Consider the following 16,022-nt stretch of genomic DNA (forward strand, 5'->3'; position numbering starts at 1 on the left):
ACCGAGGAGGGCATATGACAGTCACAGCACCGGACATCGTCGCGCTCGACCGGATCGCCGTAGAGGAGTCGCTCAGGGTGGTGGAGCTGGCGAAGGAGGCGGACTGGGAGCGGGACACGCCCTGCGCGGGGTGGACCCTGCGGCGGCTGGTGGCGCACATGGCCGCGCAGCACCATGGGTTCGCGGCGGCCGCGCGAGGCACAGGGGGCGAGGCGGCGTACTGGCGTGAGCCGGAGGACATGAGCGCGCCGGGGCGTACGTACCGGGGAGCGACGGCGACACTGCTCGACGCCTTCGCCGAACCGGGCGTGATCGGCCGGGAGTTCATGCTGCCCGAGCTCGGGGGTGCTTTTCCCGGGCGGATGGCCGTCGGCTTCCACTTCATCGACTACGTGGTGCACGCATGGGACGTGGCCGCCTCGCTCGGCGCCGGGCTCGACCTGCCGGGGCACGTCCTGGACGCGGCGGTGGCCGTCGCCCGGCTGGTGCCCACCGACCCGGCGGGGCGGGGGCCGGGATTCGCGTTCGCGCCCGCACTCGGCGTACCGGCCGGCTCGGACCCCCTGGACGAGGCGCTGCGCCTGCTGGGCCGCGCTCTGGAAGCATGGCCGCTGCCGAGCTGACCACGCGGGACGACACAAGGCCGAAGCCGTAGCCGTAGCCGTAGCCCCATGCGGAGCCCAAGAGCGAGCCAAGGGCGGATCATTGATCGCTGATCGCAAAGAGGTTTGAGTGGGCGTTGAACAACACATCCGTCCCGCACGTACCTCTTGGCGCTGGCCAAGTACAGATACTCAACGAACAGTTGGGTTCCCGGGAGGCTCAATATGCGGCGTATCAACGGTACCGTCCTCGTCTTTGCGGCACTCGTCGCCACCGTCGGCGCGCTCGCGTTCCCCGTATGGTCGTACGCGGACCGCTCAGGCACCGGACAGGCGAACGTGGCGGCGGGCACCGTGAACACCCAATGGGGGCCCCTGACCGCCCAGGACCGCGATCTGATCGTCCGCGTGCGGCTCGCCGGGCTGTGGGAGCTGCCGGCCGGCCAGCAGGCGCTCGAACGCGCGCCCTCGCAGGCGATCAAGGACGTTGCCGACCACCTCATCGTCGGTCACACCGACCTCGACAAGCGGGTCCGGATCGTCGCGGCCCAGCTCGGCGTCGCACTGCCGAACCAGCCGAACGAACTGCAGACCGGCTGGCTCAAGGAGATGACCGCGGCGACCGGCACCGACTACGAGTACAAGTTCGTGAACCTGTTGCGGGCCGCGCACGGAACCATCTTCCCGGCCATCGGCACCGTCCGGAACACCACGCGGAACACGTTGGTGCGCCAGCTCGCCTCGGACGCCAACCAGACCGTGCTCGACCACATCACGATGCTGGAGAAGACCGGGCTGGTCGACTTCGACGCCATCGCCAACACCGCGGCGAACGCGACCACCGCCAGCCCGACCGGCCCCCCGCCGCCGGTGCCCGGCCAGCTCGCGCCCTCGGCACCGGCCGCCGAGGCGACCGGCGACGTCTCGACCACGTCCCAGCCCTCCCCAGGCGAGCCGGGCACGGTCAACACGGGCAGGCCGGAGCCGGTGGACTCGAACGGCGTGCTGAACTAGCCGCCACCTGCTGAACCCTCCGGGCGCCCGGATCCGAACCTCAAATGTTGCTCTGAACGTGACGAGCGCGAGGTTCGGAGCCGGGCGCCGGGGCCATACCCCCGTCACGCCGGAACAGCGAACCGTCGAAGCGGACGGACACAGCCGATCCCGGTGAGGCCGTGCACGCGGGGTGGAGGAGGGGACGATGGAGCGACTGGGGACGGGCATCGGATGGCGGCCGGAGATCGCGGACGCCGTGGAGCGCATGCCGGGCATCGACTGGGTCGAGGCCGTGGCCGAGAACCTCTGCCCGGGGCATCTGCCCGAGTCGCTGCTGCGGCTGCGTGAACGCGGGGTCACGGTGATTCCGCACGGTGTCTCCCTCGGTCTGGGCGGCGCCGACCGGCCCGACGCGGCACGCCTCACGGCCCTGGCCGAGCGGGCCGAGGCGCTGGCCTCGCCGATCGTCACCGAGCACATCGCCTTCGTCCGCGCGGGCGGGCCCCTGACGGCCTCCGCACATCTGGAGGCGGGCCACCTGCTGCCGGTCCCCCGCACCCGGGACTCGCTGGACGTCCTGTGCGAGAACATCCGCATCGCGCAGGACGCGCTGCCCGTTCCCCTCGCGGTGGAGAACATCGCCGCGCTGATCTCCTGGCCGGGCGAGGAGATGACGGAAGGCCAGTTCCTCTACGAGCTCGTCGACCGCACCGGCGTACGACTCCTCATCGATGTCGCCAACCTGCACACCAACCACGTCAACCGCGGCGAGGACCCCGTCAAGGCGCTCGACGAGCTCCCCGTCGAGGCCATCGCCTACGTCCATGTCGCCGGCGGCTTCGAACGGGACGGCGTCTGGCACGACAGCCACGCCCACCCCGTCCCGCAGCCGGTCCTCGACATCCTGTCCGAGCTCGCCTCCCGGGTGACCCCACCGGGCGTCCTCCTGGAACGGGACGAGAACTTCCCGGCGCCCGGGGAGCTGGAGCGGGAGTTGGACGCGATCCGGGGGACGCTGAAGAAGGCCCGGACCGCGGCACCCGGTCTGCCCGTGCCGTCCGGAGCGACCGGAACAGCACCCGAGACGGAGACCGACCCCGCCCGCCAGCGCCTCGCCCTCGCGCAGACCGCGCTGCTGTCCGCCCTCGTCGCGGGAACCCCCGTACCCGAAGGGTTCGACCGTGTACGGCTCGGGGTGCAGGCACGGGCACTGGCCGCCAAGCGGGCCGATGTCGTGGCGAAGGCCGCACCGGAGCTGCCGGAGATCCTGGCGGCGGCGTACCGGCCGGCGTTCCTCGCGTACGCGCAGGGGCATCCGATGGCCGGCGGCTATCGGCGCGACGCCCTGGACTTCGCCGAGCACCTGCTCCTGACGGGCCGCCCGCAGGACGCGGAGACCCGGCGGCGGCTGCGCGACTGGTGGCTGGAGCGCTCGGGCCCCGCCCCGCTGTCGGGGCACCCCGCGGCCCGCTTCGCCCGTGCCACCCGCCGGGTGCTGCTGCGCCGCTGAGGACGCGCACTGCGACCGCGCTGCATCACTGCGAAGTGTGCGCGGGCTAACACGAACGTCGGTGAAGGTGATGTGCGCGCCCTGTTTCACCGCCTTTGAGGCGGTCTGACATACGACCGAACCACCACATCCATCCCTTTCCACCCACCCCTCAACCCTGTCCTTCTGTACGGCAGTTGGCGCGGCACCCGCAGTAGCATGCCAATCTGCACGCGGAACGCACTTATGTGTTGTGCCGCAACAGGAGGCACCATGCGATCCATCAACCGCACCGGATTGGTCAGTGGAACAGGGCTCATCGTCACGGCCCTCACGGCCACCGTGGCAGCACTGGCCTTCCCGATCTGGTCGTACGCGGACCGCTCCGGAACCGGTCTGGCCACCTTGAACGCCCAGACCGTGTCGACGCAGTTCGGTCCGTTGTCGGCGCAGGACCGGGACTTCATCACCAAGGTCCGGCTGGCCGGGCTGTGGGAGCTGCCCGCGGGCCAGCAGGCACAGGAGCGCGGCACCACCCAGGCCGTAAGGACCGCCGGGGAGCACCTCATCGCGGGCCACGCGTTCCTCGACGCCCGCGTCCGCAATGTCGCGGCGCGCCTCGGCCTCGAACTGCCCAACCAGCCGACCGACCAGCAGCGCCAGTGGCTGACCACGCTGGACCAGGCACAGGGCGTGGAGTACGACCGCGAGTTCGCGAACATCCTCCGCGCGGCCCACGGCAAGGTCTTCTCGCTCGTCGCCCAGGTCCGCGCGAACACCCGGAACTCCCTCGTGCGCGACCTCGCCGACGATGCGAACACCACCGTGCTCGACCACATCAAGGTCCTGGAAGCCACCGGATACGTCGACTTCGACGCCCTCGCCCAGGACGCGGCCACCGCCGCCCCGCCCCCGATCACCAACTCCCCGGCCCCGCCCGCCCCCACGCAGTCCCCGGACTCGCCGATCCCGGTGGTCCCGTCGCCGGGCTACACCCTCCCGCCGGCCGTCTCGCGCGACGAGACGTCCTCAAGTCCCTAGCACCTCTCAGGTCGCACGAGCGGAAGCGGAGCATCACATACCGGCAACGCTCCGTCCATCATGTGAACAATCCATGGCGCTCGCCCGGTCCATCACATAGAAAAATCCCATGTTCTGGGTACTTCTCCTGCTCCTGGCCTGGGCCGCGGCCGGCACCGCCTGCATTCGCCTGTGCCTGGCGGCCCTGCGCACGGCGGCCTTCGACGCGAAGGCGGCGCGCGATCACAGCCTCACGCTGTACGAGGCGGCGTTCCTGTCCGGCGGCCCGGCCCGGGTGGCCGAGCTGACCCTGGTGTCGATGGCCCGTCAGCGCCGTCTGCTGCTCGCGCACACCGGCTGGGCGACCGTCGTGGATCCGCGTGGGCACGACGAGATGGAGCGCTCGGTGATCGGAGCGATCGGCCCGGAGGGGCAGTCCCGGATAGCGCCCGTGCGGGCGACCGCGGCCGCCGCGGATTCCGTGCACCGCCTCGCCGACCGTCTCGTCGCCGCGGGCCTCGCCGTGCCCGACGGGGAGCGGGGCACCGTCGCCGCCGCCGTCCGCCAGGTCCAGGCCGCCGCGGTGGCCGTCCTCGTCCTGGGGGCCGTGGCCCTGCTGCTGCCCTCCCAGGCTCCGGCGACCGAGTACGAGGTACCGGTGGCCGTCTGGTTCGCGCTCCCGCTCACTCTCACGCTGAGCTGCCTCGCGATCGCCCGCATGGAGGTGCACCCCTACTCGCGCTGGGCGTCACCGGCCGGACAGCGCCTGCTCGGCACCCTCGCGCGGCACCCGGACGGCACGGGCGACGACCGTACGTACCTCACCTCCGTCGCCGTACGCGGCATCCGCGCGATCGGCGAGCCGGACCTGCGCGCGGCCTTCACGCACCGCGACCGAAGCCCGGAACGAAGGGGCTGACAGGCGCGCCGGGGGGCGCATCGGGGTCATTGGAGCCGACACTGCGGCCCGGTCCTTTACTTCGCCAACCGCCGAACGAAACATCCCCTTTGTCGCTGCCGTGCGCTGAAGGGATACGCGATGAGAGCTGCCGTCCTCTACGGAACAGCGGGATCCTTGCTCCTGTCCGCCCTCGTCACCGTCCCCGCGGGCGGCGAACCCGGCCGCCCCGGCGACTTTCCCGGATCCGGGGCCGACACCCTGGGCACCGCTGTCGCCGCCGAGCGCGCCGCGGCCGCCGGCGTCCGTTTCGGCACCTGCGCCAAGGCGGAGGACCTGCCGGACAACGTCCGGTGCGGCACGGTCACCGTGCCCCTCGACTACGCCCACCCCGACGGCAAGCAGATCAAGCTGACGGTCAGCCGCGTGAAGGCCACCGGCAAGGACGCGAAGAACTCGAAGCGGAAGGTCCCTCGCCAAGGCGCCCTGGTCTACAACCCCGGCGGCCCCGGCGCCTCCAGCATGTTCTTCCCGCTGATCGGGTTCCTCCCCGAGTGGAAGCCCATCTCGGCGGCGTACGACCTCGTCGGCTACGCCCCGCGCGGAGTGGGCCGCAGCGCCCCGCTGTCCTGCCAGGACCCCAAGCAGCTCGGGAAGGGGCCCACGCAGTCGCCGACGTTCCCTTCGGAGTCGTACAAGAAGGAGCGCATCGCGGAGGCGAAGACGTACGCGCGCGGCTGCGTCGAGCGCTCCGGCAAGGCCGTCCAGCACTACACCTCGCTCAACAACGCCCGCGACCTCGACGTGCTGCGGGCCGCGCTCGGCGAGCGGAGGCTGACCTTCATGGGCGCCTCGTACGGCACGTACTTCGGTGCCCTGTACGCGACGCTCTTCCCCTCGCACGTGCGCCGGATGGTCTTCGACTCGGCGGTGAACCCCGACCCCGACCAGATCTGGTACCAGAACAACCTCGACCAGTCCGCGGCGTTCGAGATCCGCTGGGCGGACTTCCGTGCCTGGATCGCCCGGCACGACGACGTGTACGGGCTGGGCGCCACGCCCGAAGAGGTGCTGCACAGCTACGAGAAGGCGCGGGCGCAGCTGGCCGCCTCGCCCGCGGGCGGCAAGGTGGGGCCCGGGCAGTTGCAGGGCGCGTTCCTCCAGGCCGGGTACTACGACGACTACTGGCCCTACCGCGCCCAGGCCCTGTCCGCGTATCTGAAGGGCGACCCGAAGCCGCTGATCGAGCAGGCCGGACCGTATCCGGAGGCGGCCGCCGAGCAGGAGAACGGCAACGCGGTGTACACGGCCGTCGAGTGCAACGACGCCCCCTGGCCGACCGACTGGCGCACCTGGGACCGCGACAACACACGCCTCGCGCGCAAGGCGCCGTTCGAGACCTGGGACAACGTGTGGATGAACCTGCCTTGCGCGTACTGGCCCGTGCCCCGACAACAGCCCCTGGACGTACGGAGATTGCCCGGCGCGCTGCCGCCGACCCTGATCCTGGCGGCGGAGCGGGACGCGGCGACGCCGTACGAGGGTGCCCTGGCCTTGCAGCGGCGGCTGTCCGGCTCGGTCCTGGTGACCGAGAACGGCGCCGGGACCCACGGCATCGGCGGCGGCCCCAACAAGTGCGTCAACGGCTACCTCGACGCCTATCTCCTGGCGGGCAGGCTTCCGGTACGGCGCGCGGCGTGCGCACCGCACGCGGAGCCGAAACCGGTGGCGCCGGGCAGTCGCTCGAAGGACCTGGAGAAGGACCTCGAGAAGAAGGCCTCCTGAAACCGACCGGCGCTCCCGGTCCGCTCAGGCGAGACCCGCGACCAGCTCGGAGATGTCCTTGCGGCGGCCCGTGTAGAAGGGGACCTCTTCGCGGACGTGCATCCGGGCCTCGGAGGCGCGCAGGAGGCGCATGAGGTCGACGATGCGGTACAGCTCGTCGGCCTCGAAGGCGAGGATCCACTCGTAGTCCCCTAGGGAGAACGAGGCGACCGTGTTGGCGCGCACGTCCGGGTAGCCGCGGGCCATCTTGCCGTGGTCGGCGAGCATGCGGCGGCGGTCCTCGTCGGGCAGCAGATACCAGTCGTACGAGCGGACGAACGGGTAGACGCTGATGTAGTCGCGCGGCGTCTCGTCGGCGAGGAAGGCCGGGATGTGCGAGCGGTTGAACTCGGCGGGGCGGTGCAGCGCCATGTTCGACCAGACCGGCTCCAGGGCGCGGCCCAGCTTGGTGCGGCGGAAGAGGTTGTACGCCTCCTGGAGCTGGTCGGCTGTTTCGGCGTGCCACCAGATCATGAGGTCGGCGTCGGCGCGCAGCCCCGACACGTCGTACGTGCCGCGGATGGTCACGTCCTTCGCGGCGAGCTGGTCGAAGAGCTCCTGGACCTCGTCGGCGTAGCCGGCGCGGTTCTCGGGGAGCACGTCCTTCAGCTTGAAGACGGACCACAGGGTGTAGCGGATGACCTCGTTGAGGTCCTTGGCCTTCTTGCCGGCGTTCGGAATCTTGGCGGGGGCGTCGTCACTCATGGGGCTATTCTCCCGCGCCGCCGTGCAGGCTCTGCACCGGGTTGGTGATCAGCGCGTCCAGTCCGCCGCGGTCGCCGCCGAGCTGGTCCACGGCGGCGTACGCGCTCGCGATGCAGGCGGGGATGCCGACCCCGTCGTAGGCCGCGCCGCAGACGGCGAGTCCCGGCAGCTTGCCGACGTGTTCGCGGATGCGGGCCACGCGTGCGTGGTGCCCGACGGGGTACTGCGGCAGCCCGTCGTCCCAGCGGGTCACGCGGGTCGCGACCGGCGCGGCGTCCAGGCCGGTGGCCGCGCGAAGGTCGTGCCGGGACACGTCCACGAGGTCGTCGTCCTCCCGTCCGAGCACCTCCGTCTCGCCGTAACGCCCCACCGAGGTCCGCAGGACGAGGAGGTCGGGGTTCTCGTCCGCGATCCAGCCCCACTTCCTGGAGGAGAAGGTGGAGGCCTTGATGGTGTGCCCGTCAACGGGCGGCACGAGAAAACCGCTCCCTTCGGGGAGGGCGATTTCGCTGCGCCGGTAGGCGAGGGTGACGAGCGCCATGGAGGCGTACTCCACGGTGGCCAGCTCGGCCGCGGCGGCGGGTGCCTCGGCGCGCAGCAGGGTGGCGGCAGCGGGGGCGGGCAGCGCGAGGACGACGGCGTCGGCCTGGAGGACCTTGCCTCCGGCGACGACCCGCCAGCCGGTGTGTGCCTCCCGGCGCAGCTCCGTCACCGGCGCCCCGGTGATGATCTCGGCGCCCCGCGCGCGGACGGACTCCGCGACCGCGAGCGGCAGTTGACCGATGCCTCCGCGGATGCCCATGAAGACCGGTCCCGCCTGCTGGTTCCGGGCGGCCTTGGCCTGGATCTCGCGGACGGCCTCCGTCAGGGAGTCGTGGGTGCGGGCGGCCTCGAAGAGCTGGGGAACCGCGGAGCGCAGGGAGATGCGGTAGGCGTCGCCCGCGTAGACACCGCCGAGAAGGGGTTCGACCAGGCGGTCGACCACTTCGCGGCCGAGGCGGGCGGCCACGAACTCCCCCACCGCCACGTCGTCGCCGACCTCCGTGCGGGGCAGCTCGGCGTCCCGCTCGATACGGCGCAGGCCTTCGTCCGACAGGACGCCGGAGAGGGCGGAGGCGGTGCCCGGAACGCCCATCACGTGCCCCTTGGGCATGGGGCGCAGGGTGCCGCGGGTCCAGAGCGACGCCGTCGCGGTGGCAGGCGGCTGGATATCGTCCGCGAGCCCCACCTCGCGGGCCAGCGCGACCCCCTCGGGGCGGCGCGCGAGCATCGACTCGGCACCCAGATCGACGCGCGCGCCCGCGATCTCGCCGGGCAGCAGCTTGCCGCCGACGCGGTCCGAGGCCTCCAGGACGGTCACGCGCACGCCTCGGTCCAGCAGTCGGTGGGCGGCGGCCAGACCCGCGATCCCGCCCCCGATGACAACGACGTGTCCCGTACCCGTACGAGTGTCCTGTGCGCGCATGCCTCCACTTTCGCAGACCCCACTGACACCCCCACCGGTCCCCCGGTGTCCTCCACGAGTCCTGACCGTGACCGCATCGGGACCGGATCCCCCCAACGTCCCGCCCCTTCCGGGCGTCGAAGGAGCGTCAGTCGTCACGACCCTCGGGGGGATGCCCAGGATGCGCACACAAAGCTCCGCACGGCCCGTACGTCTCGCACGGCCCGCACGCCCCGCTCAGCTCCTGGCCGGGATTCTTCTTGCCGCCGCCCTCGCGCTCACCGGCTGCTCGGGCGCCGATGACAGCGGCACGTCCAGCGATTCCGCCGCCGGCACTCAGGACAAGGCCGCGGTCCAGGAGGGTGCCGTGGGCGATGACGCCGGTAAGAGCGGGGCTCAGGCTCCCAGCCAGGCCCCGGACCTCACCGCGAACCGGATCATCCGCACCGCCTCCCTGACCGTGCAGGTCAAGGACGTACCCGACGCCCTGGACCACGCGCGCACCACCACGGCGAACGCGGGCGGCTTCGTCGGCAACGAGACCACCACCCGGGACGAGGAGGGCAACGAGCACACCCGCGTCGTCCTGCGCGTGCCCACCGAGCGGTACGACGAGGTGCTCGCCGACATGGAAGGCACCGGCAAGCTCCTGGAACGTACGGCCAAGGCGCAGGACGTCACGGACCAGGTCGTCGACGTGGAGAGCCGCATCAAGACGCAGCAGGCCAGCGTGGCCCGGATCCGCGAGCTGATGGACCAGGCCACCAAGCTCAGCGATGTGGTCACCCTGGAAGGCGAGTTGAACACCCGGCAGGCCGACCTGGAGTCCCTGCTCGCCCAGCAGGCCTCCCTGGAGGACCGCACCAGCCTGGCCACCATCACCCTGACGCTGTCCGAGACCCCGGTGAAGCAGGTGGAGAAGGACGACGACCCGGGCTTCCTGGACGCGCTCACGGGCGGCTGGAACGCGTTCGTCACGATGCTGCGCTGGATCGCCGTGGCGTTCGGCGCGATCCTCCCGTTCGCGGCGGGCGCCGCGCTGCTCCTCGCGCTGTGGGTGCTGTGGGTACGTCTCCTGCGCACCCGGCTGCCGCGCCGCCCGGCCCCGGCCGCGGCTTCCCCGGCCGGCACGCTGCCGGTCGCCCCGCCCGTCCGGGAGCGCGAGGAGGGACGCGAGCAGGACTGAAATGCCGCGCCCCCGTAGCGTGTTCGTATGAGCATGAACCGTACGAGCGGTACCACCGGCGGGGCGAAAGAGCGACTGGTCGTGATCGGCGGTGACGCGGCGGGCATGTCCGCCGCGTCACAGGCGCGCCGGCTGCGGGGGCCGGACGAGCTGGAGATCGTGGCGTTCGAACGGGGGCACTTCACCTCGTACTCGGCGTGCGGCATCCCGTACTGGGTGGGCGGTGACGTCGCCGAGCGTGACGAGCTGATCGCGCGGACGCCCGAGGAGCACCGGGAGCGCGGCATCGGCCTGAGGATGCGTACGGAGGTCACGGAGATCGACGTCGCGGGCGCCCGGGTCCGCTCCGTCGACCTCGAGTCCGGCGCCGAGGAGTGGACGCCGTACGACAAACTCGTGATCGCGACCGGCGCGCGCCCGATCCGTCCCGACCTGCCGGGCGCCGACGCGCCGGGCGTGCACGGCGTGCAGACCCTGGACGACGGACAGGCGCTCCTGGACACGCTGGCCGAGACGGATGGCCGCCGTGCGGTGGTCGTCGGCGCCGGCTACATCGGCGTGGAGATGGCGGAGGCGCTGATCAACCGCGGGTACGAGGTGACGGTCGTCAACCGCGGCAAGGAGCCGATGTCCACGCTCGACCCCGACATGGGCCGGATCGTGCACACCGCCATGGAGGGCCTGGGCATCACCATGGTGAACGACGCCGAGGTCACCAAGGTGCTCACCGGCGAGGACGGGCGGGTCCGCGCGATCGCCACGGAGGACGCGGAGTACCCGGCGGACGTGGTCGTGCTCGGCATCGGCGTACGCCCCGAGACGACGCTCGCCCGGGCCGCCGGGCTGCCGCTGGGGGACCACGGCGGGCTGCTGACCGACCTCGCGATGCGGGTGCGCGGGCACGAGAACATCTGGGCCGGCGGCGACTGCGTCGAGGTGCTCGAGCTGGTCTCGGGGCGCGAACGGCACATCGCCCTTGGCACGCACGCCAACAAGCACGGGCAGGTCATCGGCGCCAACGTGGGCGGCGGTTACGGCATTTTCCCCGGCGTCGTCGGCACGGCGGTGAGCAAGGTCTGCGACCTGGAGATCGCCCGCACCGGGCTGCGCGAGAAGGACGCGCACAGGGCGGGCCTGCAGTTCGAGACCGTTACCATCGAGTCGACGAGCCGCGCGGGCTACTACCCCGGCGCAGACCTCATGACCGTGAAAATGCTCGCCGAACGCCGCACCGGACGGCTGCTCGGCGTACAGATCGTCGGACGGGAGGGCGCCGCGAAGCGCGTCGACATCGCCGCGGTGGCGCTGACGGCGGGGATGACCGTGGAGCAGATGACAGCGCTCGACCTGGGCTACGCGCCGCCGTTCTCACCGGTGTGGGATCCCATCCTGGTGGCGGCGCGCAAGGCGGTCGCGGCGGTACGCGCGCGTGGCGCGTGATCCCGAGGCGCTTCCCCGGGAGCTCGCTTTACGCCGTCTCGTGGCCGGGCGCCGTCGACCCGTTGATCCGGTCTATGGCCTGCCTGGCCTGCTCGGCGGGCGGCCGCCCGGGCAGTGAGGAGACGGAGGCCGAGGCGGCCGCGGGCATCGCCGTGGCCGGTTTCGCGTGCGTGGCGGCGGGCCGGGCGGAGCGCAGCCGGTGACTGACGGCCTCGTCGAGGGTCACCGGACGCTGCATCCGTGCCGCGAGCCGGCCGGCCTCCTGGCCGAGCGCGGCGACATCTTCCCAGGGCAGGTGCAGCACCAGGGCGATCTCCGCCTCACCGTCGGGCAGGGCATGGATCGGCGGATTGACTCGGTCGTTCATCGCCTGTGTCCTCACGTCTTCGTCGCGTTTCGGGCGGTTGGGAAGACATACGCACGGGGCTGTGGAGGTGTTCAACGGCGTGGAGGCGCGCTTGTCCGGCCACACCGACGCGCCCCCGCCTACCCGCGGATTCGCCCGCCCCATCGGGGGCAGTACTTCTTCGTGGTCATCCCCGTCCATGACGTGAACCCGGTACGGCGTACGCCCTATGTGACGTACGCGCTGATCGCCGCCAGCGTGCTCGTCTTCCTCTTCACGCCCGGCGCGGCCGGCTCCGTGGCGGGTGACAGCGGCCTGGCGCAGTTCTGCCATCTGCAGGCGTTCCTGGAGCACTACGCCGTGGTGCCGCAGGAGCTGATCCACCATCGGATGCCCGGCCTTGTACCCACGGGAGCGACCGGAGCCGGTCCGCGGGGCACCGGCTGTGTGGTGGGCCCGCCGGACTACGACAAGTCACCGGCGCTGTCGGTGCTCACCGCGATGTTCCTGCACGGCAGTTGGCTGCACCTGCTGGGCAACATGCTGTTCCTGCTGATCTTCGGCAACAACATAGAGGACCGCCTGGGGCATGTGCGGTTCACGCTGTTCTACGTCGTCTGCGGCTACGCGGCCGCGTACGGCTTCGCGTTCCTGAACGACGACTCGGGCGACCCGCTGATCGGCGCCTCCGGGGCGATCGCCGGCGTGCTGGGCGCGTATCTGGTGTTCTATCCGAAGGCCAGGGTGTGGGTCCTGGTCCCGTTCCTGGTCTTCCTGCCTTTGCGGCTGCCCGCGTGGATGGTGCTGGGCTTCTGGTTCGTGCTCCAGGCGGTGTACTCGTCCGGCGAGGGGGTCTCCGACGCCGGGACGGTGGCGTACGCGGCGCATGTGGTCGGCTTCCTCGCCGGGATGCTGCTGGCCTGGCCGCTGCGCGCGGGCACCCCGGCCCCGCCGGAGCCGCGCCGCCTGCTGTGGGGCAGACAGGCGCGGCACACCTGAGTTCTCAGTGCGCGGTGTGCGTGTGGACGTACTCCACGAGGCGGGTCAGCGCGTCCGGGTCGGTGGTCGGCGGGACGCCGTGGCCGAGGTTGAAGACATGGCCTTCGAGACCGGCGGCCGCGTCGAGCACCTCGCAGGTCTTCGTCTCCACGGCCTCGGTCGTGGAGAACAGGACGGCCGGGTCGAGGTTGCCCTGGAGGGCCTTGCCGGGTCCGACGCGCGTGGCGGCCACGTCGAGCGGGACCCGCCAGTCGACGCCGACGACGTCCGCGCCCGCCTCGCCCATGAGGCCGAGCAGCTCACCGGTGCCGACGCCGAAGTGGATGCGCGGAACGCCGTACGACGCCACCGCGTCGAAGACCTTCGTGGACGCCGGCATCACCGAGCGCCGGTAGTCCGCGGGGGCCAGGGCGCCGACCCAGGAGTCGAAGAGCTGTACGGCGCTGGCCCCCGCCTCGATCTGCACCTTCAGGAAGGCCGAGGTGATCTCGGCGAGACGGTCGAGCAGGTCGGCCCAGAGCTGCGGATCGCCGTACATGAGCGCCTTGGTGTGCTCGTGGTTCTTGGACGGGCCGCCCTCCACGAGGTAACTCGCGAGGGTGAAAGGCGCGCCCGCGAATCCGATCAGGGGGGTCGGGCCGAGCTCCGCCGTGAGCAGACCGATCGCCTCGGTGACGTACCAGACGTCCTCGGGGGTCAGGTCGCGCAGCTGGGCCAGGTCGGCGCGGGTGCGGATCGGCTTCGCGACGACCGGGCCGACACCGGGCTTGATGTCGAGGTCGATGCCGATGGCCTTCAGGGGTACGACGATGTCGCTGAAGTAGATCGCCGCGTCCACGTTGTGCCGGCGCACCGGCTGGAGGGTGATCTCGGCGACCAGGTCGGGGCGCATGCAGGAGTCGAGCATCGCGATGCCCTCGCGCACCTTGAGGTACTCGGGCAGCGAGCGGCCGGCCTGCCGCATGAACCACACCGGCGTGTGCGGCACTGGTTCGCGCCTGCACGCCTTGAGGAAGGCGGATTCGTAGGTGGCTCGCGGCTGCTGCCCGTCAGGGCGGTCGTTGGCACTCACGACGGAAAGTCTCGCACGCCCCGCCGCCGGACAAATCCCGGGCACCCGGTGCGGAGCGGGCCCCGAGAGCCCCGTACGCCTGGGTGCACGAAGGCATGTTCGTGCGGCGTGATCCGGACAGTGGTCCCACGCACGGGTGTCTCTCCCTGCGCGGAGGCTCCGTTCCCCTTAATCTTCCCCGCATGGCTGCGGCTCAGGGACGACTGTCGGACGGCGCTGGCGGAATGGACGACTCGAAGGAGGGGAACCGAGATGCGATGGCGACGGCTCCGCCGCCCTTCCGGGCCGCCGTCGACGCGCTGAAGGGCGCGCGGCTGCGGCCGGAGATCGAGATCGACCCGACGCCCGCGCCGAAGCGGCTGGCCCCCCACGCGTACGCCCTGGAAGCGGCGGTTGTCGCCGCCGACGAGGATCTGGCCGACGGCCGCCTGGTGCTGCTGCACGACCCGGCGGGGCACGACGCCTGGCAGGGCACCTTCCGTCTGGTGACCCTGGTGCGCGCGGAGCTGGAGCCGGAGATGGCCGCCGACCCGCTGCTTCCCGACGTCTGCTGGTCGTGGCTGACCGGCGCGCTCCAGGCCCGCGGTCTGTCGTACGGCGAACCGAGCGGCACCGTCACACGCGCGAGTTCGCACTACTTCGGCGGCCTCGCGGAGCGCCCTGCCGCCTCCCAGATCGAGATCCGGGCGTCCTGGACGCCACGGGAGGGCATGGGCGGCGTGCCGGACGCGGCCGCGCATCTCGCCGCCTGGTGCGATCTGCTGTGCCAGGTCGCCGGGCTTCCGCCGGTGACGCCGGGCGAGGCGTCGGTGGTCAGCCTGCCGCAGCGCCGGGGGCCGCAGTCCCGCTGAGCACACGGGCCTGCCTGTTCAGTACGCGGTGCGGTTCAGCTTCAGTGCGCGGTCCGGCTCGGCACGCGGTCCGGCTCGGCGCGCCGTGCCGTTCCGCACGCCGTCTCCTCCCGCGCACGGTTCACGATGCTTCTTTGTCGATACGCCCACTTTCGGACGCGTATTGACGAGGAATGACGCCGAGCGACTCGGTTCGATCTTCGGATGATCGATCGCGTGTCCGAATTGCACGGATTGTTACTCACCAAATCGTGATCATTCTCTAAAGGCGGACGGGTTTGGTGCCGAAGACGTCTGTGACCTTGAAAGCACGGTTCGTCCCGGCTTCATCCCCAGAGCCGGTACCGTCCCGCACCCCCAGGAGGCCTGGTGTCCGTTCTCCTCGAGCAGCCCGCAAGCCTGGTCGCCTACCGCCCGAACAAGCCGACTGCCATGGTGGTCGTGGCCGACCCCCGGGTCCGCTCCACCGTCACCCGCCATTTGTGGGCGCTCGGAGTGCGCGACGTCATCGAGGCGTCGTCCGTCGCGGAGGCCCGTCCCAGAATCGGTAGTCCACGCGACATCTGCGTCGCCGATGTCCATCTGCCCGACGGCAGCGGGCTCACCCTGCTGTCCGAGACCCGTGCCGCGGGCTGGCCCAACGGCCTCGCCCTCTCCGCCGCCGACGACATCGGCGCCGTACGCAACGCCCTCGCGGGCGGCGTCAAGGGCTACGTCGTCACCGGCACCCGTAACAACGTCGGGCTCCCCACCCGGCCCGGTGTCGCGCCGATCGGTTCGGCCGCCGCCCGGATGCACCGCCGCCCCCCGGGTTCCCCGAGCCACCCGGGCGGCTACCGCGAGCTCTCCGGACGCGAGGTCGAGGTGCTTCGGCTGGTGGCGGAGGGCCAGTCGAACAAGGCCATCGGCGTCTCGATGGGCCTGTCCGCTCTGACCGTCAAGAGCCACCTCGCCCGTATCGCCCGCAAGCTCGGCACGGGCGACCGCGCCGGGATGGTGGCGGTGGCCCTGCGCACGGGAATCATCCACTGACCGACACCGCTCACCTCTGAACCAGAGCTTTCACTCTCCTGACTGGTTCACGACCCCGGCGCCCGCCGACTGGACATCAGTCGGCGGGCGCTTCCATGACCGGCTCGACGGGACCAGG

General features: G+C 71.5%; 15 protein-coding genes. 11 read left to right on the forward strand and 4 right to left on the reverse strand.

Features of this window, described 5'->3' with window-relative positions:
• The first annotated feature begins 14 nt into the window (after positions 1-14).
• From ACFVKT_RS25965 to ACFVKT_RS25990, 6 genes are all read left to right on the forward strand, one after another.
• Complete coding sequence (locus ACFVKT_RS25965) at positions 15-623, forward strand: TIGR03086 family metal-binding protein (RefSeq protein WP_385735435.1); 609 nt, start codon at positions 15-17, stop codon at positions 621-623.
• A 204-nt stretch (positions 624-827) separates the two neighbouring features.
• Complete coding sequence (locus ACFVKT_RS25970; RefSeq protein WP_385735437.1) at positions 828-1,616, forward strand: DUF4142 domain-containing protein; 789 nt, start codon at positions 828-830, stop codon at positions 1,614-1,616.
• A gap of 187 nt (positions 1,617-1,803) precedes the next feature.
• The gene (locus tag ACFVKT_RS25975; RefSeq protein WP_385735439.1) at positions 1,804-3,108 is read left to right on the forward strand and encodes a DUF692 domain-containing protein; all 1,305 of its coding nucleotides are present in this window, start codon (positions 1,804-1,806) and stop codon (positions 3,106-3,108) included.
• 252 nt (positions 3,109-3,360) lie between these two features.
• Entirely contained in the window at positions 3,361-4,128 is a 768-nt protein-coding gene (locus tag ACFVKT_RS25980) for a DUF4142 domain-containing protein (RefSeq protein ID WP_385735441.1), read from the forward strand.
• A gap of 109 nt (positions 4,129-4,237) precedes the next feature.
• Entirely contained in the window at positions 4,238-5,026 is a 789-nt protein-coding gene (locus ACFVKT_RS25985; RefSeq protein WP_385735443.1) for a TIGR04222 domain-containing membrane protein, read from the forward strand.
• 120 nt (positions 5,027-5,146) lie between these two features.
• Positions 5,147-6,790 carry an alpha/beta hydrolase gene (locus ACFVKT_RS25990; protein WP_385735445.1) on the forward strand — a complete coding sequence of 548 codons (1,644 nt, stop codon included), beginning with the start codon at positions 5,147-5,149 and terminating at the stop codon, positions 6,788-6,790.
• Between the two features lie 24 nt (positions 6,791-6,814).
• Here ACFVKT_RS25990 and hemQ read toward each other — a convergent pair whose 3' ends face one another.
• Complete coding sequence (gene hemQ, locus ACFVKT_RS25995) at positions 6,815-7,534, reverse strand: hydrogen peroxide-dependent heme synthase (RefSeq protein WP_385735447.1); 720 nt, start codon at positions 7,532-7,534, stop codon at positions 6,815-6,817.
• Between the two features lie 4 nt (positions 7,535-7,538).
• The gene (gene hemG, locus ACFVKT_RS26000; RefSeq protein ID WP_385735449.1) at positions 7,539-8,999 is read right to left on the reverse strand and encodes a protoporphyrinogen oxidase; all 1,461 of its coding nucleotides are present in this window, start codon (positions 8,997-8,999) and stop codon (positions 7,539-7,541) included.
• A 160-nt stretch (positions 9,000-9,159) separates the two neighbouring features.
• On the opposite strand from hemG, the gene ACFVKT_RS26005 reads away from it, so the two are divergent.
• Both ACFVKT_RS26005 and ACFVKT_RS26010 read left to right on the forward strand, forming a co-directional pair.
• The gene (locus ACFVKT_RS26005; protein WP_385735451.1) at positions 9,160-10,164 is read left to right on the forward strand and encodes a DUF4349 domain-containing protein; all 1,005 of its coding nucleotides are present in this window, start codon (positions 9,160-9,162) and stop codon (positions 10,162-10,164) included.
• 27 nt (positions 10,165-10,191) lie between these two features.
• The gene (locus ACFVKT_RS26010) at positions 10,192-11,604 is read left to right on the forward strand and encodes an FAD-dependent oxidoreductase (RefSeq protein ID WP_385735453.1); all 1,413 of its coding nucleotides are present in this window, start codon (positions 10,192-10,194) and stop codon (positions 11,602-11,604) included.
• 28 nt (positions 11,605-11,632) lie between these two features.
• On the opposite strand, the gene ACFVKT_RS26015 is transcribed toward ACFVKT_RS26010, so the two are convergent.
• Positions 11,633-11,971, reverse strand: a complete 339-nt coding sequence (locus ACFVKT_RS26015) for a hypothetical protein (protein ID WP_385735454.1) — start codon at positions 11,969-11,971, stop codon at positions 11,633-11,635.
• A 162-nt stretch (positions 11,972-12,133) separates the two neighbouring features.
• Between ACFVKT_RS26015 and ACFVKT_RS26020 the strand changes: the two genes are divergently transcribed.
• Positions 12,134-12,949 carry a rhomboid family intramembrane serine protease gene (locus ACFVKT_RS26020; RefSeq protein ID WP_385735456.1) on the forward strand — a complete coding sequence of 272 codons (816 nt, stop codon included), beginning with the start codon at positions 12,134-12,136 and terminating at the stop codon, positions 12,947-12,949.
• A 4-nt stretch (positions 12,950-12,953) separates the two neighbouring features.
• Here the strand turns inward: ACFVKT_RS26020 and hemE are convergent, their stop codons facing one another.
• Entirely contained in the window at positions 12,954-14,021 is a 1,068-nt protein-coding gene (gene hemE, locus ACFVKT_RS26025) for a uroporphyrinogen decarboxylase (RefSeq protein WP_385735457.1), read from the reverse strand.
• A gap of 224 nt (positions 14,022-14,245) precedes the next feature.
• Here hemE and ACFVKT_RS26030 point away from each other — a divergent pair, with 224 nt between their 5' ends.
• A complete protein-coding gene (locus tag ACFVKT_RS26030; RefSeq protein WP_385735704.1) occupies positions 14,246-14,872 on the forward strand; it encodes a DUF3000 domain-containing protein in 627 nt (208 codons plus the stop codon).
• A gap of 369 nt (positions 14,873-15,241) precedes the next feature.
• Positions 15,242-15,904 (forward strand): LuxR C-terminal-related transcriptional regulator, encoded by a 663-nt coding sequence (locus ACFVKT_RS26035; protein ID WP_385735459.1) that lies wholly within the window; start codon positions 15,242-15,244, stop codon positions 15,902-15,904.
• The last annotated feature ends 118 nt before the right edge of the window (positions 15,905-16,022 follow it).

The sequence above is a fragment of the Streptomyces sp. NPDC127595 genome, assembly GCF_042671685.1.
Classification (GTDB): domain Bacteria; phylum Actinomycetota; class Actinomycetes; order Streptomycetales; family Streptomycetaceae; genus Streptomyces.